Source organism: Vibrio splendidus (assembly GCF_001557875.1).
In the GTDB taxonomy this organism is placed as follows: domain Bacteria; phylum Pseudomonadota; class Gammaproteobacteria; order Enterobacterales; family Vibrionaceae; genus Vibrio; species Vibrio splendidus_F.
The window spans coordinates 1,370,870-1,389,804 of the sequence record NZ_LNRF01000001.1 but is presented as its reverse complement, the minus strand read 5'-3'; the positions used below and the strand labels follow the sequence as shown (position 1 = coordinate 1,389,804).

The window sequence follows — 18,935 nt, the reverse complement described above, 5'->3', positions numbered from 1 at the left end:
ACCTTAGAGATTGAGTCTACTCCGTGATCTCTTGTAACACCTCTCCAATTGAGCCACTTGGTTGAGTTATGCCCAGTTTGTTCGAAAGCGTTGGCGCAATGTCGTATGGCGTCACTGCTCTTGATACCTTCTGAGCTTCAACGTCGTAGCCTGCGAAGATTACAGGCACATGCGTATCGTACTTCCATGGCGAGCCATGTGTAGAGGCGATTTGAAGGCCTTCCATGTCGTTAATGTAGCTGCGCGGTGCAAATACCACATACACGTCGCCAGAACGAGCTGGGTGGTAGTTGTTTTTGATTAGCTGCATTACATGCGTATCCGGTACTCGGTTGGCTGCAATATCACTGCTTGATACAGCAAACGCAACGCCTTTCACTTTTGCAATTTCATCAGCAATGGCTTCTTGTACCATAGCTAGGTCAAGCTTCTTCTCAGCGATTAGATCATGATTCAGATAGATGTAAGGTTGCGCATATAGGCGAATCGCGTCTTTGGTTAACCCAAAGTCATCCTTCAATCGTTTTTCAACACCACTTGAGAGTAGTTTGTCTTTATTGAAGTATTGAGCTTGATTGAAACCAAGCGCATTTGCCGCAGGTGAAGATTCAGGAACACCGTGGTCGGCAGATAGCACAATTAATGTGTTTTCTAGCCCGACTTGGTTATCAACGGTTTTGAAAAGTTTAGCGAGAGTCTTATCAAGTCGGATAAGGTTGTCTTCTGTTTCTAGACTTTCAGGGCCGTAAAGGTGCACCACGTAGTCATTTGATGAGAAACTCACTGACAGATAATCAGTCACGTCGCCTTGGCCAAGCTTCTCTTGCATCAACAAGGTGCTAGCGAAGTTTTCCGTGATCTCGTCACCAGCAGGGCTCACGGTCAGGGTGGTGCTGTAGTACTTGTAACTTGCCGGGCCGTATGGGTGAGGGAAGGTACGTTGGAAATCACCGAGTTTCACTTTGTGTTCGGTATCGTGTTCTTGCAACGTGTACTTATCACGCGGTAATGAGAGCTCCCATTTCTGTTTGGAATACTGAGCAGCAATCGCTTTCTCGTTCCAGCGTGATACCCAATCTGGATACTCGTCGTAGTAATAGTTACTGGTGACAAACTCAGATTGTGCTTTGGAGAACCAGAAGGCTTTACCACTGTGTCCTGCCAATGAGATTGCGCCGCGGTCTTTCACTGATACACCGAACACTTTTGATTTGCCACTATTGGAAATCGTCAGTTCGTCACCAAACGTGGTGGAGAGTATTGGCTCCGGAGAGCGGCCATCGCCTTGTGCTGTCTTCTGCGTTGGATCGATCTCTGTTGCTTTATCGACACCTGCTCCAGAGGTCAGCATTTGATAGTTACCGTCTTCTACGTTATACACCAAACGTTCTTCGCTACGGTCATACCAAACATTACCTACCATGCCGTGTACGCTCGGTGGAGCACCTGTTGCAAGCGACACATGTCCCACAATCGTTTCCGTGTTGCCATGTTGGTAGTTCGCGTTGGTGTAGTAAGTACCCTCATCCATTAAGTACCGGAAACCGCCTTCACCGAAGTTGTGCTTATATCGCTCGATTAGATCTGCGCGCAGGCCATCTACCGTGATTTGAAGGACTAGATCTGGCTTGTCCGCAGCCGAAGCTGGGAGGGCACAGAGTAACGCGAGTGTGAGTCCTGAAAGCTTGGTGTATTGCATAGAGTTTCCTTATTCACTGTTGCCGCAGAGTTCTAACGTTTGGTCAGACTTCTAATGTTTGGCCAGATTTCTAACGTGTGTACAGTGCGAATCGTATTTTTAGTATTGTTGGTGAAGATTATTGAGCCATAACCGTCGGCATCTTTTGTTCGTTCGCTTCTTTAGCTGGTTAACAGTTTAAGTTAGTTCGGATCCTTAACTAAACGCAGGCCCATGTCCGACATAGTGATCGATTGGCTTGCGAAGTCACGACGGTAACTTTCAGATTCATTTTCGTCATAAGCAAAACTGCCACCGCGAACTGACTTGTGCGATAAACCAACGTCGCTGTGTTTTGCGTTGTTAGGGTTATCTGTTGGGCCGAATCTGTAGAAGGTGTCATCGAAGGCATCGATAACAAACTCGCCCACGTTTCCTGTCATGTCATATAAGCCTAGTTCATTTGGTTTCTTTAACCCGACTGGATGTGCGCTATTTTTAGAATTTGCTGAGTACCACGCAACATCATCTAAGTTATTGGAACCACTGTAAGTATAGCCTTTGCTTTTGTTGCCGCCTTTCGCTGCAAACTCCCATTCCGCTTCAGTAGGCAGACGGTATTCTTCACCCGTTAGTTCATTCAACTGCTCAACAAAATAGTTTGCTTGCTGCCAGCTAAGGTTATTAACCGGAACTTGTGGGTTTTGGAAATAACTGAGAGATGAACCCATCACCGATTCGAACAATTCTTGAGTCACCTCAAACTTCGCAATATAGAAACTATCTACAGTTACATTACGTGCGGGACGCTCTGCTTTGGTCGCTTCTGGATCGTTCGACCCCATGGTGAATGTGCCGCCTTCAACCAACACCATCTCTTGGTCGATTTGTTGGGCGATGGGGTGTGTAGGCACGCTTGAACAGCCGCTGAGAAGAATAGTCATGGTGACGCCGCTGACTGCTGCTAAATGTTTGTAATTGATAAATTTCATCACGTGCCTCAAATGTTCGAAATAGGGTGTGATTCTAACGTTTTTGGTCATTCCTATTGGTTATAAAGGGTATAACATGCCACTGACTTAATTCGGAATTATGATGGGAACAAGATAATAAGATAGGTAGGTAAATCATGCATATTACTCAAGGTCCTCAATATAATGGTAAAGCGTCTAAACGCTTACATGTTATGGCGAAGCCGATTGGCGCAGCGTGTAACATTGACTGTAAATATTGTTACTACCTAAGTAAGCAAGATTTGTTGGAGTACAAGAAAGGCAGTTCTCCAAGAATGGATGATGAAACGTTAGAGACGTATATCCGACAATACATCGAAGGCCAGAATACGCCGGAAATTATCTTCTCATGGCAGGGCGGTGAACCAACCATGCTAGGTTTGGCTTATTTTGAACGCGTGGTTGAATTACAGAAAAAGTATCAACCTGAAGGTGTGTTGATTTCAAATGACCTACAAACCAACGGTACTTTGTTGAACGACGATTGGGCGCAGTTCCTCGCCAAGAACAATTTCCTGATTGGCTTGAGTATCGATGGCCCAGAGATGCTGCACAACGCTTATCGTACTAACCGAGCTGGCCGTGGTACTTTCAAACAAGTGATGGCGGCTGTTGAGCTGTTGCACAAGCACCAAGTCAAATTCGCAACGCTGACTTGTGTGAATAACCTGACCAGTCAAAATGCACTAGAGGTGTATCGATTCCTGCGTGATGTGGTGAAGTCTCCACAAATGCAATTTATCCCTATCGTAGAACAAAAAACCTTTAGAACGGTTGCACCGCAAACGTCTCAAGTGAGCGAGCAATTGAAGCAAGGTGACAAACGTCTTATCCCAGGTCACAAAGATTCGATCATGGAATCGTGGTGTGTATCGGATTTAGCGTGGGGCAACTTCCTGATTACTGTGTTTGATGAGTGGGCGAAGAACGACATCGGCAAGGTGTTTGTTCAGTATTTTGAAGCGAGCGTAGAAACATGGATTGGGCGCCCGAACCCACTGTGTACTTTGAATGAGATATGCGGAAAGGGCTTAGCAATGGAGCCAAATGGCGACGTTTTCTCATGTGATCACTATGTTTACCCTGAATACAAAATTGGCAATATTCACCACGAGAAACTTGATGATTTAGCGTACAGCGCACCACAGCAAAAGTTTGGCTTTGCTAAATCACGCACACTGACCAGTCAATGTCAGCAGTGTGATTACAAGTTCGCTTGTCATGGTGAGTGTCCTAAGAACCGCTTTATCAAAACTCGTGCAGGCGAACCGGGCTTGAACTACTTATGTGCAGGTTGGCACAAGTTCTTTTCGCATGTCGATAAGTCGATGGCTTATATCGCTCGCGCCATGGGGCATCCGGTTGCTCATGGCAAATTCAGCGACTCAGTATTGATGGCGCATCGAGCAAAACAGGCGCAACAAGCTACGTTCGAGGCCAAGTTTTAACTCGTTCTTTGGGTCAACAGGTCCAAGACAAATTTAATCAGATACGAGTCTAAGGACAGGCTAAGTTCTCCAGTTTAAGGTAATACTATGATGAAGAAGAGTTTAGCGACGGCTGTTGCTTTATTGGTTTCAACGTCCGCATTGATTTCAACGTCTGCGATGGCTGCGAATAGCGTTCAACAAACGGTTGACGCACCAGCACAAAATATCAATCAAGTACTTGAAATGACGGACACTCAAACCCGCATTCAACAGTTGTCTTACATGGCACAAGATCAGAATCAATCTGTTGAAAATCGTACTGGTGCACTGCAAGAGCTTGCTTCATACCCAAGCCAAAATGCGCTGGTGGCGGTGGCCAGAGGTTTAAAAGATCAAAAACCTGAAGTTCGTCAAGCGGCGGTTATCGGTTCTGAACCTTACCAACTTGAGCATCGCTGGGCGTTAGTATCCCCCTTGCTAAAAGACAGCGATACCATGGTTCGCCATACAGCAACATCCAACTTAGTCCGTGACTTCAATGCGTTAGATGACGAGCAGAAATCACAAATTGAACCACCAGTAACAGAGTTGATTAGCTTCTTGGAAACGCAAGAATCTGAAAAATACCAATTACTTTTTGCTGATGTGCTTCGTTGGCACAACGATTGGGACAAGGCGGAAACAGTTTATCTAGAACTGATCAATACTCACCCGAAAGAAGCGCAAGTTTGGTTGAGCTACGCAGATAATTTTCGATCGCAGAACAAAGACAAGCAAGCCGTAGAAGTATTAGATCGTGGTTTGGAGAGCGTGCCAAACAACGCAGCTCTGCACTATTCTAAATCATTAACTTTGGTTCGTCTTGAAGACAAAACCGCGGCAGCCAAAGAGATTGAAGTGGCCGCGAAGCTAGCGAAAGATAACAGCTACTACTGGTACCTAAATGGGGTATTACAAGAAGAGTTGGATATCGACAAGTCGACTAAATCGTTTGAGAAGGCGTATTTGATCTCTGGTTCTCCGGAACAGTTATATGCGGTATGCGATATCTACGTGCGCTATGGCAATGAAAAGAGCGATGATTGCTTAGGTGAGCTAAGTAAAGTGGCTCCTGATTATGTTATTGAGCAGTTGAAAGAGAAACGAGTAGTACCAAGCTCATAATATTCTAATGAGTAAATAGCGAAGCCGATAATGAAAAGCCAGTCGACACGTTCGACTGGCTTTTTCGTCTCCATGAGCTGCTTAGACAAGGTTCAAGCAACTAAAAACAAAATAAGGGCAAGCCTGTTACTTGCCCATTTCGTTTTATCATTCACCCATAGAGCTTGATGCACGGCGTCTGTCGGTCGCGCCATAGATCTTGCCATCTTTGACTTCAGTGGCATTCAAGCCACTGACGACTGGAATGACATGCACCGGGTAACCGAGCTGCATGAACTCTGGTACTAACATTTCGGCGTAGGTCTTCTTCTCGACGAGTAAACCCGTTGGGTCATAAGGTTTGTTTGCTCGCCATTCCAATACAGGGCTTCTATTTCTGGATCTTCAATCAATCGTTCTTGTTCACGAACCACAATGTCGTAGGTTTAGCTGTTCATCGCGTAACCCTTGCTTGCCAGTTCAATCGCAGGTTAAACAAGCTCAGACCATGGCAATCTCCCGTATTTTTGATGAGTGCTGTAGAGCAGACGAAGTGTGCAGGGAACCGCAACTGAACGAGCCCCTAAAATCTCGTTTCGACTTAGCGCTTCTACATTTAGCGGTTCAATTCATTCGCTCTAAGGTTGACTGAATAAAAAGAGTAAGTTCGTGAGCCTGTTGCCTTCTTACACAATGCTGACGGCTCTGACATTAATCGCCAAATCACCTAAATCATTTCAAATAGAAGGATACCTAAGGCTTATGTTTAACCGTGTTTAAATCAAGTTCTAGAGACAAAAAGCCCAAGGTAGTATGACTGCCTCGGGCCTTTAAATAATGACTTTTCATCCTTGATTAGAGCATGGCACTTAACTAGAAAACGAAACTCAACATGATGCTATAGAGCAGGGCATCTTTATCATCAAAGCCTGTTGGCGTGAAGTCTTCAACAAAGGCTCCGTTGGTTTTGCGCGCTTCAAAGTATTGAACTTCACCATTGATAGAGACGTTTGGTAGTACATCATAATCGACACCAATCAAATAACTGTTCCCAGCTAGGTGTTCGTTGGAATCAAATTCTGCTCCATAAACGATATAAGGCGTAAACGAATTCAATCTATAGCCTAAACTTGCATACATTGATGAAGAGAAGTCACTGATTTGACCTTCACTGGCCAGTATTGCTTGACCAAATTCGTACTCAGTACCTAACGACCAAAGTTGAATGTGTTGGTTGTCTTGTTTTGGAAGAGATCCAACGTTTTTAATCTTAACCGTCTGATCAAAGTTTGAATCTAAGAAGGATAAGTTCCAACGATAATTTTCTCCGCTTAACTGTACGTTAGCTCCGAACATTCGATTCGTTTCAAATTCAAGCTCAGTTGTCGAATTGAAGTCGACTTCGTTTTTATCTTTTACTCCGAAGAAAGGGGAGAGTAATAGCGTTGCTTCATCACTCACATCGTGAGTCCAGCTGACTTTAACCCCATTAAATGCGGTTATACCCAATACGGCGTTATATACCTCTGTCGGTGGCCTTGCTGTCATGTAGGCTTGGCTTACATAGTAGTATTCAGAGGCAAGGAATAGCGGCAGTCGCAATCGACCAACGCTGACATCAAAGTCATTAAATTCATAGCCTAAGTAAGCCCACTCTAGCTGGGGGTCACTCCAATCGTATTGGGGTGCTTTAACCACTTGAACAGAGGCTTTGAATGAGTTGTAAAAGTAGTCTAACTGAACGCCAAATGTGGTATCACAGTCGTAACAGCTCTCATCAGTAAAACCTCGGTTAATGATGAGTGGATTATCATTGTCTGATTTCGCCCAAGATGTTGAACCAAAGCCACTTAATGACAAATTATCGGTAAGTTCAATAATCGCAAAAGCCGGAGAGGAAATCGAAGCACATAGCACTGACGTAATTATCTTTTTCATATTATTTCTCCGAACTTATAACGTAGAGAACGTTGGCATTTTGAGGAACCGAAGAGAGTGGGGAGTAACCAATACGGTTTGGTTTGTCATCAAGCCAGTCCACTAAGCTGTCGGTTGATGCCGTTTTGATTTCTCTTGGGTAACGCGCTTTTCCAGAAAAAGATAAGCCAGCCCAGTGAGCGTTCATTTGAGCCGCATTTTTCCCAAGCAAAAGCTGGTAAAACTCTCCTCTTTCGGTGCTGTTCTCAGGCCAATCAGACAGTTCAACACGCTTGCCGTTGAGGCGTTTAGTTTTACCTCTATATAGCTTTCTCGCTTTGTTTATTGATATCTCTTCAAACCCTGTGTCTAAAGTAAATATTGCGTAATCTTCAGTGGCATGAGCAGGGTTGAAAATAAGTAAACTTCCGAATAACCCTAGAACTGCTGGTAGCAGAACGCTGCACTGGAGTGATTTCACTGTTTTGATCCAATCCATTAGTTTCTCCTAACAAGTAGCACTTTCTATTTGGTGGAATAGTTTTTCTTTTCTTACGGGTTTCGCGACGTACCCATCCATTCCGGAATCAAAGCACTTTTGAATATCATCATCAATAACACTGGCGGTTAACGCGATGATAGGAGTTTTTCTTAAGCCTAAGCTTTTCTCGTGTTCTCTAATCTCCCTAGTTGCGGTAAAGCCGTCCATAACGGGCATCATGCAGTCCATGAGAATAATGTCGAAGCTGCTGTCCTTTTGGTACATGTCGACAGCGATTTGTCCGTTGTCTGCAATTTCAAAAGCATAACCGGCCTTTTTTAGCATTACGGAAGCAACTTTCTGGTTCACCCGATTGTCTTCAACAAGCAATATTTTCTCTGATTTGATCGGAATTGCGTTTTGTTCCGTTTCTTCAGGCAAAGTACGTTTTGTCGCTACAGCACAGATAATCGGAGTTACGGTTGCGGGTTGTTTCGTAGGTTTGGCTTTAGCGGAAGCAGGTAATGGCATTGCTTCGACCGCTGTGAGCACTTTCTCTTTAAGCATTTCGAATTTGAATGGCTTTGGTACATAGTCATCCATACCAACGTCGAAACACTTCTGAATATCGTCATCGATGACACTGGCGGTCAATGCAATTATAGGGATGCGTCGTGTCGCTTCCGTTTCTTTTTCAATTCTTCGGATGTTGCTTGTTGCATCAAAGCCATCCATAACCGGCATCATGCAATCCATGAGTATCGCCGCGTAATGAGGATTAGCGGTGAACATGTCGATGGCTTCTTGACCGTTATTCGCAAACTCGAATTCAAAACCACTTTTTCCTACATGAAGGCCCGCAATCTTTTGGTTGATCTTGTTGTCTTCAACGATGAGGATTTTGTGTTGAATCTCGACTGGTGGCTGGCTCGCCTCTGATAGTTCCGCTAAACCTCGTGTATCACAAAGCTCAATAGCTTTAATTAAACGCAAGCCGAGTAGGGGCTGTGCGACTTGTGCAGTAACGCTGTCACCAAGATCAGCTGGCTCACTTAAGAAGGAACGTATCAAACAGATAGTGATGCCGTTTTGGTGCAGCTTAGCTAAGTTATCGGCGTGGGAGTTAGCTAGGAATGCGTCATCTTCAGCGAAAACGACAGTGATAGGTTTAGTGTGTTTTTGAGTGGAGAGCTGCTCTGTAATTGCCGTTACATCATTCGTTTTATCAGTAACCTTCAAACCATAAAGGTTAAGGTCGGACTCGATTCGCTCGGATAGCATGTTTTCGTTACCCAGCACATAAATATCAGACGTTGCTGTGCTTGGTTTCGGTAGCATAATATCGACGGGTAATTCTAAGTCGAAGTAGAAACAGCTGCCTTCGCCCTTGACGGAGTCGAGCTGAATCTTGCCTCCCATAAGTTCAACCAACTGTGTGCTGATGGCTAGGCCAAGACCAGTACCACCAAATTGGCGTGTGGTTGAATCATCTTCTTGAGCAAAGGGTTCGAATATTTGTTTCTGTTGTTGTTTGTCGATCCCAATACCGGTGTCTCGTACACCAAATCTAAGGGTGACACTGTTTTCTGACTTGTTGAAGGTTTGGATTGATAGGGTGACGCCACCTTCTGCAGTAAACTTCACTGCATTCGACATAAAGTTCATCAAGATCTGTCTTAAACGGTGATCGTCTATCATCACGCGTGCCGGTGTGTCTGGGCTGATATCAACATTAATTTCTATTTTTTGTTCTTTCGCTTTTGGCGCCACAATCGAAGCTATGTCGTATATCGATTCTCTGACGGATGCGGAATGCGGGCTGATTAATAGCATACCCGATTCAATCTTAGAGAAGTCTAAGATGTCGTTAATTAAACTCAGTAGGAGTTGAGAAGAGGTTTCGATCGTATCAACATAGTCACGTTGTGTCGGAGTAAGCGGCGTATCTGCGAGGATTTCCGAAATACCAATAACACCATTGAGCGGGGTACGAATTTCATGAGACATGTTGGCCAAGAAGCTACTTTTCGCTTTGCTGGCCTGTATTGCGTGGTCTTTCGCTTGCTCGGCGTCTTCTTTGGCTCTCTCAGCGTCTTCTTTTGCAACCGTAAGTCTCTCTTTAGCGAGTTCTCGTTCGATGGTCAATCGTTCGACTTGTTGAGCAAATAGGCTGAGCTCATCTTTACCCCGAATTAGCTTGTCTAAAGAAGGGCGCTGTTCATCGTTTTCGCTTTTTAAGAAAGCTAATACTAAATTCAGGTTGTTGGTTACTTGTCTCGCTAAGCTTAAGGTTAGCCCCATGACAATGGTAGCGAGCAGGGCAACGATGGAGATAAACAGTGTTCGTTGCACTTGCGCATCTGAGATCGCTTGCTCAACCTCTTGTTGGAACTCTTGCTTGATTACGCTGCCAAGGCTTTGTAATAAGTTGAGTCGAGCGCTCATCGCTTCCAAGCCGACAGACACTTCTTGTGGTGTCAGTTGGCTGATTGCATTTAGGTCGAGTAGCGCGCTTCTTATCTCTTGGCTTTGAGCAAACACATCATTTTTAAACACTTCAACCATCAAAGACACTTGATGTTCGTTGGCATTCAATGAAACAAAGCGCTCTAAGAACAATTGCTGTCTTTCTCCCAAGGTTTTGATCTGTTCAGCGAGTTCTGGATCGTACTCTTGGCTACTTTGGAAGATCTCAATCAGTGAACTACTAAGCTTGAACTCTTCGTTCGACCAAAACATCAACCATTCAAGTTGCTGAAGGGCTGTGAGGTGCTGTTGAATTTCACGTTTAGTGTTTTCAAAAGGGACCTTCTCTACTTCAAGTAACAGTTGCTTGTATAAATCGCTCTGCCATTCAAGGGCATCCAACTTATCGTAGCTGTCTGTGGCTTGCATCGTCGATAAGGTCGCTTCGCTGAAATCGGCAACAAGTTGGTTCATTTCATCAGATGCGTCTAAATAAATGATGGGAGACAGATTTTTAAGTTCTGCCTTTACTTGATTGCTTTGAGTAGCAAACTCTTCGGGGCTAGAGGCTAAGGTACTTCTATACAAGACAGAAATATCTTGAAGATAAACAGATAACTGACTGGTTCGTTCAAAATCGGTTAACTGAGTCGTTAATATATAAGCCTGTCTACCTGCTAGGAAGAGCAGAAGTGAAATAGGGAGTAGAACTAAGCCAAAGAGTTTATGTTTGACTGAAAGATTGTTCCAGACCGTAATCGCCATATAAGGATCCATCCAACTGTTTTTATATAAAAACAGTAGAATAAAAATGCCAATATGGAAACTTTGAAAGGGTAAATTTCATGGAAGTGTGGGAGGAGTATAACTTCTTGTGATTCTGTAGCTTACCTATAAATACAATTCATTTACGGTAAATTGTTGAGACAGCCAGTCGGCTTGTCTTTTATGCTTATTGATAAAGAACTCATACATCGAATTAATGAGGACGATTGTTATCGAGGCTTAATTCGAAAAGAAGTTGCTCTAAAACCGTTTTTGCAGAGGGCTCTAATGTCCAAATACCGAGCATTCTGTTAAGTGCGGCGCGATACACTCTGTTTTTGAGTAGGAAGGCGAGTGTGCTCGTATCGCTGTTAAAAACGTGTGTTTGTATGATTGTGAGCTCTGGTTTATTTGCGATCTCAATTTTCTGTAGGTTAAAAGCAGGCAGGAATGAGCACTCGTACCAAATTTCTATGATCTCTCGAAGCTCGATTTCTTCTTCAGGCACGTCACAGCCCTGAAATATATGATTCTCAGGAATTGCGGATAAGTAAGCTATATCAAGCTTGTCTGCAACGAATGTGTACATTTGTTTCCTTGTTACCTTTGGTATTGGGGCGAATCATCTCTCTCGCTTATGAATTTGTCAATTGCATCCATTTCTCTCAATAGCGAATTGTGATTAAGCGTTGAGGTTTTAGCTTAAGCTGTTTAAGTATTTGTCTGTTAAGCCAAAATATTTCAAATTTCCATCCGGCTCTAACACTAAACTCATGTTTGATGTTGCGATCAAACCAGGGTCGTTAGTCGAAAAAATCACGGTCTTATTCAACAATTTATCGGAGAACAGGCGATTAAAGTATTGAGCGTTTTCTTGCTCTGCACCGTTGAACGGTTCATCAATGACAATTAGAGATTGCTCACAGTTACCTAGGCCAAGTGCCAGGCGCAATTTTTGTTGAATTCCATTCGGAAGACTTTTGCATTTATCCACGCTTAACTGAGTAGCTAAGCCTTCTGGCAGCCATTCATCTAACTCGAAGAAGCTGACCATCTCTTGCATTTTGTCTGTTGGAATAAGCCCGTTATGTAGAATGAAGTTGGTCTCGAGTGAGCCTTCAAAAATATGCAGATTAAAAGGGATATAGTTAATCGACGTGCGATAACGGTAGCTATTGAACTGCTTAATGTTGTAACCATCGACAGACACTGCGCCTTGATATCGGTCTTCTAACCCAGCTATGATCGAAATTAGCGTCGTTTTTCCGCAACCCGTAGGACCACAAATGACCACTTTGGCACTGGATGGGACTTTGAAACCAAGGTTGGTTAAGCCGGTTGCCGCTCCTGCATATCGATGGCTGACGCCGCTGCCCACAATGCTGCCTTGGAACAGGCGAATAGGCGGGCTTTTCTCCAAGGTTAATTTGTCATCATTCATCGACATCAAGTTGTTGATCTGTGCTGATGAAGCCTTAATAGACTGGAACTTAGAAATTGAGTTATAGATGCCCATGATTGGACCTAATGCTTTCCAAACCAAAATAACGGTCGCGAGCATGGCACCCGCATCAGAAGTACCTTCCATCACGCCAATAACTGCGGCCACGATACTTGCAGTACCAATCACTTGAATCAGACTGCCGCCAGCTGCCTGAATCTTACTGTTAGTTACGGCAACGTTCTCTGCATCACTGGTGCTTTGCATATGCGATGCACTGAATCGAGATTGAACGACACGAAGTAAAGGCAGACCTTGGATAGTTTTGATACCACGAAGGATTTCGTTCCATTGATAAGACACCATCGCATTAGCGCGTGAGCTTTTGGATGTGGCTTGCGAGTAGATATAACGTGAGTAAATACAGAACACTAACATCAGTATTAAGCCGCCCATCACCACCAATGCAGCTGTACCAGACATTAGAGCTATGGCGATGATAAATACAATCACAAACGGCATATCAAAATAGCTGAGAGTTGATTCTGCAGTCACCAAGCGTCGGAAGGTATCGATATCTTTCAAACGAGCTAACTGGGAAGATACTCCGGCCGTGGATGTCATCGCATAGGGTAGCCAAAGTAGCTTAGATATAACGGCTTGCGAGATGTGCACGGCGAGATCTTTACCTGAAGTGGCAATGATGTTGACCCGCATTTTCTTAAAGAAGTATTCAGAGAAGCCGACAATGATGGCAAACAGAGTTAACCAATACAGTGTCGCCTCAGAACTCGAAGTGAGTGCGAAATTATAAACACTCATAATAAAGAAGGGTTGTAACGCACCTAGAATACTGATGACGAAACTCAGAATGATCAAGCTCTTTAGTTCGTTGTTATAACGATAGAAAGCGTATTTGATCCAATTGCTTCTGTCTTGCGATTCCGGAGGTGGTTCGCGGAACAAACGAGAGTATTCGCTAATAGAAATTAGAAAACAGGGCTTTTTACACATTGGGTATTCAATGGTGTTGTTGTTTGTGTAATCAAATAGGATCAATTTTCCATCTTTAGTGCCTAAGAAGATCGCACTTAGATTCTCTATTTTAATAAAGCATGGATGAGGGTACTTATCGATATTCTCGAGAGTTTTCAGCTTGGTCACATCACAGCGATACCCAAGACGCTCTATCGTCGCAGTAAAACTGTCGCCATCTTTCGGCTTTGGAATAAAGGCGTCACTGAGGATAGACGGTGTGCCTTCCCATTCCAATGCTATCAAGGTGTAAGCTAATCCGCGAATCAGTGGCGACTTACCGTAGCGTTCATCATAACCACTTGCTTCAAAGTCCAAAACTCGCTGCGGAACATTGTTGAAGTCTACTAGGATACTCATTGGTCACCTCCGGTAAGTTTTACGCGTTTGAGGCGGTGGTTAAGTTTGTCCATCTTATTACTGGCGATGATTAGGATTTTGTCATTGGCACGATAAGCTGTACTGGTGAGTACCACTCGTGCAAATTCCTCGTCATAGACACAATCGATATCATCAAATATTAATACACGTTTGCTGGCTAGTAGGGCTCGGACCAATAACAGAGCATAGCCAACTTGGCGTGAGAACGGATTACGCATATGGCCTTTGAGTTCTGTATAAAACCCGGCAGGAAGGCCATCAATTTGCGCTTTGATGTTCATGGTTTCACACAGCGCAAACGCCGTGTTATTCAAGCTTGGGCGGAAACAGGTGAGGTTATCGATAATCGTCCCTTCTACGAAAGAACTGGTTTTATCAACCATCAATACGCTATTACGCCAAACGTTGTAATTGACGTCATCCAAAGGTGTGTCGTTAATCATGATTTCGAGTTTGCTATCACTGTTTTGGCGAGCAATACAGTTAGCGAGGTGGGTCTTACCTGAACCACTTTTTCCTGTCAGCAAATAGGTTTGGCCTAGTTCGAACTCAATACGCTGCTTTTCAGAATACTTAACCGAAATACGTTCAACCTCTGTTGTCTCGTGTTGACGTTCAACAGAAGCTGCCAGCTCAAGGAGGTCAGCGATACGTTGTATGTGGAGTTTGTTTAATTCCCAGCGGCTCGCGGTGCGCATCACTTGCTGGTAAGGCGCAAAATAACGGTTGGTTAGCATGATAATGGCGGCCATGATGCCTTGACTCGATTCCATATTGATTACTGCAGTCGCCAATACCACAACGACACAAGCAATGGACAGCTGTTGGATGAGCGCCAATATTAGGCTGAAGTTCGATTCAATCTGCTCATATTTAATGTTCTCAACTTCGCGCTCTTCGACCATTTGTGTCATCAGACTTTCAACTCGGTACTCCATGTTTCGAGCTTTAATATCAAGTGGGCTTGAGATGATCTCAATGATTTTGGAGGTGGTTAATCCTTCGATGTCTGACTTATTCTGCAAGCTACCAATCTTTTGTTTGGAAAGGCTCCACGCAAAAATAGCTAAGATGACAGAGGCAATCAGAAGGGTAATGCCAGCCCATATGTTGATGAGTCCGATGATGAGGATCGTTATTACACTGACGGCAAGGTTGATAAGCGCTCGAACCGATTCACCACCAAAGAAGGTCTTAAGTTCAGGAATGGTTGAGATTCTTTCTAAGTATTCCCCCGGCTCTAAACGGCGGAATTTAGAGATCTCAGCCAAACAGATGGATTGAAATACTTTATTGGTTAAGTTGGTCTCAAATTGCCTCATAATGACAGAGGAGATCTTCTCTTCCTGATTTTTTAAGTGGTAGTCGAGGAAGATGGAAATCAAGATAATTGCGAACAATAAGAAAAGAGTATCTTGGGCTTGGTTGGGTAACACTCGGTCAAAAATGATCAGAATAGAGAAGGGCAGTACCAAGCCAAAAAGGGTCGATATTATCGTTGAGAAAGTCAGATAACACTTATCTGCCATATTGATCTTTTGCGAAAATTGCTCAGTTTGCATTACGACCTCCTTTTCTCAATGAATCGGTTGAGAGAAGGTGTTTCGGCACCAAATCTTGATTGTCTCGTCCCTCAATATTACTCATCAATTGCATGATGCTCTCTATCGATTGAATAGAGAGTATGCCCTTAATTTGCTCAAGCTTGATGGTTTCTATGATGTAGTCGTATCGCGCGCTTTCGTAGTCCCTTAAGGCGCTGAAAAGCTTGCTTTCTGCGGCAAGTAAATCAGTGATGGTACGCGTGCCTAACTGATACGCCCTCTGAATCCCTTTATAGGATGCGTAGTTGGCGCGAATGATGTTTTCGTAACTGCTTATAGAGTGTGAGAAATCGTTAATGTTGAGCACTGAGGTATTTACGCTGTTACGTGTGGTATAAAGCGAATCTTGGTAAAGCAGCTCAGTACGCTCGATGGCCGTTGATGACTTCTGGTAGCCGTAGTAATCAGAGCCACCGGACAAGATAGGCACGGCGAGGTTTAAGCCAACACTGGTTGAGTTACTTTCGCCCGTTGCTGTAATGTCGGTTTTATCGTAGTTATTGGCGTCATCGTGTCGATAGCTGGCTGAAAGCGACACGGTCGGTAAGAAATTCGAACCGCTCTCTTTCAAGCTTCTGCGGCTTCTCTCGACGTTTTTCTTTGCCACCAACAAGTCGTTATTCAACTTTAATGCCTGATCCATGATCGTTCGTTGCTCGATTTCGTTGATCTCTTTTAAAGGCACGCTTTCGTATATGTCTTGCGACGGAGTGATAGGGTATTGAATTTGAATAGAGAGTCCGTTGAGAATGACACGTCGGTCTTTCTGTAAGGTTCTTAGTCGGTTCGACACACCTTCTTTCTGAGCAATCACTTCGTACAGCTCACTGGCTGCGGTGTTACCTAGCTCTACATTGCGTCGCATTTGATGTTCACGCGTTTCGGACGACTTAAGCTCAACCTTGGTCGCTTTAATTTGGGCGTTGTTTTTTAAATACTCAAAGTATTGAGAGCCGATTTCCGAAATGGTGCTTTGGATTTTGTTCTCGTGTTTAATCTCTTCAATATTGAAGTCGAGCTTAGCTGTTCCATATTTAAAAATATCGCCCAGATTGAAGATCGATTGGGAAAGAGAAAGGCTGTAGCTGTTTGAGTTATAGCTAGAAGTCTCATCAGGCACACTCGATAGCAAAGTTTCATTTTCATTCCATGTGGTATCGGCCGCACCATTTAAGGAAGGAAGAAACTTAGATCGACTGATACCAATGTTGTACTCGTTTTCTTCCACGCCCTTATCACTGGCGCGAAGAGACAGGCTGTTTTGCAGGCCGAGCTCTACCGCCTCCAGCAGGGCAGTCGCCGATGCTGAAGGTGTCGTGCTTAATGCAAGCGCAGCTATGATGCTGCTAGTTAAGTTTCTGTACTGCAACATACTTGTTGATCACCTTGATGATTTGGTCGCTTTTATAAGGTTTGCTGATCACGTAATCCATTCCTGCTTCAATACAAGCCTGATGTTCGTTACTGCTGGTCAATGCGGTTGCACCTATGATGGTACAAGGTTTTTTCTCGTTTTGTTGTTCGAACTGGCGAATGCGTTTTGTTGCTTCGATGCCCCCCATCCCCGGCATGATGCAATCCATGAAGATGATGTCAGAACGTTTATTTATGAAGTGTTTCACTGCGTCAGCGCCATCGCTAACCATGTCTGGTTCATATTCTTGTTTGGTAAGAATCCGTTTAAGTAAAATCTGCTGAACTCGGTCATCCTCTACGATAAGGAAAGAGCTGTTCTCCATTTGCTCTTCCGAAGCTTCTGCTTCCATAATGGTGAGTAAGTTAGGAATAAATTCATAGGGGATAGCAGGTGAGTTGATGATCTTGTCGACGAAGCTATGGCACTCTTGTGCTTGTTGAGTGTTAGTCACTGACAGTAACAGCTTGGTGTTTGGGTAGTTCTTAAGCTGAGATTTCACCGTCTTACTCAACGACGGCAGCTTGTTAGGTTCAAAGATGTCAGTCAGCATAATCGCATCGTAATCACCGAACGTTTTCGCCGCTGAGAAAAGCTCATTTGCAGTACGAATCTCGGTGATGTCCAGTCCTAAGTTACTGAGCATTTTCTTCATTACATCGATACGAATTTGAGTGTTGGCACACAGCAGTAAACGCTTGCCATCGAAACGAGTCTTCTCTGTGTGAAAGTCCTTAGCCTTAAGATCGAGTTCAATCTGAAAACGTTCCTGAGCCCCGGATTGGAACCAGTGACTCTCGTAATATCCGTAATCCTTCAGAACACTTTTCGCCAAGTCATCGGTGTTCGCAGTATGGTCTTTGTGATCGCTCCAATGGAGTTTATTGAGCTTGGCAACAGAGACATCTAGCGTGGATAAGAAGTTGAGGTTGATGGTGACACGGGTATTTTCCATGTCTGAGGCCGCACCCGATTCAATCGTCACAAACAGTTTTTTATTCGATTTAAGTTGAATAGCGTTAGAAAGTTGAAGAAACAATATCCAGAATAAGCTGGTGGATTGGCCTGCAACACGATTCGGTAAGTTGTCAGAGATAAAGCAGTCAAGTTCGCCTTCATTTCGCTGAATCTTTGCACTGATATGAATCATCAATTCCGACAAGACGTTGAGTAGTGAAAACTCTTTCGATTTGCTTTCCGTACCCTGTGAAATCAAGCGATTATAGTTCTCTGCTAACTCAGATAAAGTACTACATGCAGAGGTAATATCCTTCGCCATTAAGACGCCGTTTTCGTCGGTTTCTTGAACCAGATATTGGACGCCACCATTGATGGTGTTTGTAATTCCGCGAATCTCATAGCCGATCAGCGCATACAACTGTTTGTAGAGATCGTTATTGCGCTTTTGGTCTTCCAATTTACCGAAGATTAGCTTCAAGTGAGAGTAGATCTGGCGTTGTTTTGGATTGATGCTCACTTCGTTAAGAAGCTCTTCAAGCCGTTGTAAATCGAGTTGCTTCAGCTCTTGATACAGGGCATCGAATTCATAGTCGATTTCGCGTTCGTTCGAACTGGATTTCTTCAGTTTCAACATAGCAACTGAGTTGGATAGAATCGTAATCACAGCCAATATCAGGACCACCATAAACAACCAGATAAAGAACTCGTTTTTCTCAGACATTAAGTCATTCGCATGGTTGTTAAACATGGTGCGATAGTTGTCATCCATCTTCAGGTAGTTATTGGTCAATGAAAGGTACAAGCCCAATACGTCGTTACGTGTTTTTTGGCTATCAGAGAAACGATTAATCGCCAATTCCAGTTGCGTGTATTCGGTTGCTCCAACCAAGCTGAACTCGGTTTTGTTCAGTGAGGCTAAAGAGCGAAATTCATCAATTTCACGCTTTAAGTTAACTAGATTGAATGCATTAGTACCGCAAGTGTTGGTACTTAAGCACTGCTGCAAAGTTTGAATATCTTGTTCTATGGTCTGATTAAGCTTCTGAGCTTGTATGAGCAGTGGGGCGCTTTGCACTTGTGCGACTGAGTCTATTTTTGACCAAGAAAAGTATAAATAGAAAGCGAGCGCAGCCAATACCACGCTAATTAGTATGCTTAGACGTAGAGCGGGTAAGGAAATATTGTACGAAGGTTTTCCGCTCATCGA

The 18,935-nt window shown here is 43.9% G+C and carries 12 protein-coding genes and 2 pseudogenes; 2 read left to right on the top strand and 12 right to left on the bottom strand.

Going from position 1 to position 18,935, the window contains the following annotated elements:
* Window positions 1–16: 16 nt before the first annotated feature.
* Together ATB74_RS05850 and ATB74_RS05845 are read right to left on the bottom strand one after the other, a co-directional pair.
* Complete coding sequence (locus tag ATB74_RS05850; protein ID WP_061017191.1) at window positions 17–1,699, bottom strand: alkaline phosphatase family protein; 1,683 nt, start codon at window positions 1,697–1,699, stop codon at window positions 17–19.
* A 182-nt stretch (window positions 1,700–1,881) separates the two neighbouring features.
* A complete protein-coding gene (locus tag ATB74_RS05845; protein WP_061017189.1) occupies window positions 1,882–2,670 on the bottom strand; it encodes a formylglycine-generating enzyme family protein in 789 nt (262 codons plus the stop codon).
* Between the two features lie 137 nt (window positions 2,671–2,807).
* On the opposite strand from ATB74_RS05845, the gene ATB74_RS05840 reads away from it, so the two are divergent.
* Window positions 2,808–4,139, top strand: coding sequence for an anaerobic sulfatase maturase (locus ATB74_RS05840; RefSeq protein WP_061017187.1), 1,332 nt, complete (start codon window positions 2,808–2,810; stop codon window positions 4,137–4,139).
* A gap of 87 nt (window positions 4,140–4,226) precedes the next feature.
* Window positions 4,227–5,285: a HEAT repeat domain-containing protein gene (locus ATB74_RS05835; RefSeq protein WP_061017185.1), complete on the top strand. Its 1,059-nt coding sequence runs from the start codon at window positions 4,227–4,229 to the stop codon at window positions 5,283–5,285.
* 147 nt (window positions 5,286–5,432) lie between these two features.
* Here ATB74_RS05835 and ATB74_RS24545 read toward each other — a convergent pair.
* The 10 genes and pseudogenes from ATB74_RS24545 to ATB74_RS05790 all read right to left on the bottom strand — a co-directional run.
* A pseudogene (locus tag ATB74_RS24545) lies at window positions 5,433–5,627 on the bottom strand (gamma-glutamyltransferase); the annotation flags it as partial.
* Window positions 5,628–5,629: 2 nt separating this feature from the next.
* Window positions 5,630–5,881 (bottom strand): annotated as a pseudogene (locus tag ATB74_RS24540) (gamma-glutamyltransferase); the annotation flags it as partial.
* A gap of 256 nt (window positions 5,882–6,137) precedes the next feature.
* Window positions 6,138–7,202, bottom strand: coding sequence for a hypothetical protein (locus tag ATB74_RS05825; protein ID WP_061017181.1), 1,065 nt, complete (start codon window positions 7,200–7,202; stop codon window positions 6,138–6,140).
* Between the two features lies 1 nt (window position 7,203).
* Window positions 7,204–7,680, bottom strand: a complete 477-nt coding sequence (locus ATB74_RS05820; protein WP_061017179.1) for a hypothetical protein — start codon at window positions 7,678–7,680, stop codon at window positions 7,204–7,206.
* Between the two features lie 9 nt (window positions 7,681–7,689).
* Window positions 7,690–10,893 (bottom strand): response regulator, encoded by a 3,204-nt coding sequence (locus tag ATB74_RS05815; protein WP_061017177.1) that lies wholly within the window; start codon window positions 10,891–10,893, stop codon window positions 7,690–7,692.
* Window positions 10,894–11,107: 214 nt separating this feature from the next.
* Entirely contained in the window at window positions 11,108–11,482 is a 375-nt protein-coding gene (locus ATB74_RS05810; RefSeq protein WP_060981422.1) for a hypothetical protein, read from the bottom strand.
* A 108-nt stretch (window positions 11,483–11,590) separates the two neighbouring features.
* Window positions 11,591–13,729: an ATP-binding cassette domain-containing protein gene (locus ATB74_RS05805; protein ID WP_061017175.1), complete on the bottom strand. Its 2,139-nt coding sequence runs from the start codon at window positions 13,727–13,729 to the stop codon at window positions 11,591–11,593.
* Entirely contained in the window at window positions 13,726–15,312 is a 1,587-nt protein-coding gene (locus ATB74_RS05800) for an ABC transporter transmembrane domain-containing protein (protein WP_060981420.1), read from the bottom strand. The genes ATB74_RS05805 and ATB74_RS05800 overlap by 4 nt, the downstream gene beginning before the upstream one ends.
* Window positions 15,302–16,726: a TolC family protein gene (locus ATB74_RS05795; protein ID WP_061017173.1), complete on the bottom strand. Its 1,425-nt coding sequence runs from the start codon at window positions 16,724–16,726 to the stop codon at window positions 15,302–15,304. Before ATB74_RS05795 ends, ATB74_RS05800 begins: the two co-directional genes overlap by 11 nt.
* Entirely contained in the window at window positions 16,701–18,932 is a 2,232-nt protein-coding gene (locus tag ATB74_RS05790) for an ATP-binding response regulator (RefSeq protein WP_061017171.1), read from the bottom strand. The genes ATB74_RS05795 and ATB74_RS05790 overlap by 26 nt, the downstream gene beginning before the upstream one ends.
* Between the last annotated feature and the right edge of the window lie 3 nt (window positions 18,933–18,935).

Bases quoted from the DNA above. Each gene is read 5' to 3' on its own strand.
- ATB74_RS05850 (WP_061017191.1), bottom strand. From the start codon at position 1,699: ATGCAATACACCAAGCTTTCAGGACTCACACTCGCGTTACTCTGTGCC.
- ATB74_RS05845 (WP_061017189.1), bottom strand. From the start codon at position 2,670: ATGAAATTTATCAATTACAAACATTTAGCAGCAGTCAGCGGCGTCACC.
- ATB74_RS05840 (WP_061017187.1), top strand. From the start codon at position 2,808: ATGCATATTACTCAAGGTCCTCAATATAATGGTAAAGCGTCTAAACGC.
- ATB74_RS05835 (WP_061017185.1), top strand. From the start codon at position 4,227: ATGATGAAGAAGAGTTTAGCGACGGCTGTTGCTTTATTGGTTTCAACG.
- ATB74_RS05825 (WP_061017181.1), bottom strand. From the start codon at position 7,202: ATGAAAAAGATAATTACGTCAGTGCTATGTGCTTCGATTTCCTCTCCG.
- ATB74_RS05820 (WP_061017179.1), bottom strand. From the start codon at position 7,680: ATGGATTGGATCAAAACAGTGAAATCACTCCAGTGCAGCGTTCTGCTA.
- ATB74_RS05815 (WP_061017177.1), bottom strand. From the start codon at position 10,893: ATGGCGATTACGGTCTGGAACAATCTTTCAGTCAAACATAAACTCTTT.
- ATB74_RS05810 (WP_060981422.1), bottom strand. From the start codon at position 11,482: ATGTACACATTCGTTGCAGACAAGCTTGATATAGCTTACTTATCCGCA.
- ATB74_RS05805 (WP_061017175.1), bottom strand. From the start codon at position 13,729: ATGAGTATCCTAGTAGACTTCAACAATGTTCCGCAGCGAGTTTTGGAC.
- ATB74_RS05800 (WP_060981420.1), bottom strand. From the start codon at position 15,312: ATGCAAACTGAGCAATTTTCGCAAAAGATCAATATGGCAGATAAGTGT.
- ATB74_RS05795 (WP_061017173.1), bottom strand. From the start codon at position 16,726: ATGTTGCAGTACAGAAACTTAACTAGCAGCATCATAGCTGCGCTTGCA.
- ATB74_RS05790 (WP_061017171.1), bottom strand. From the start codon at position 18,932: ATGAGCGGAAAACCTTCGTACAATATTTCCTTACCCGCTCTACGTCTA.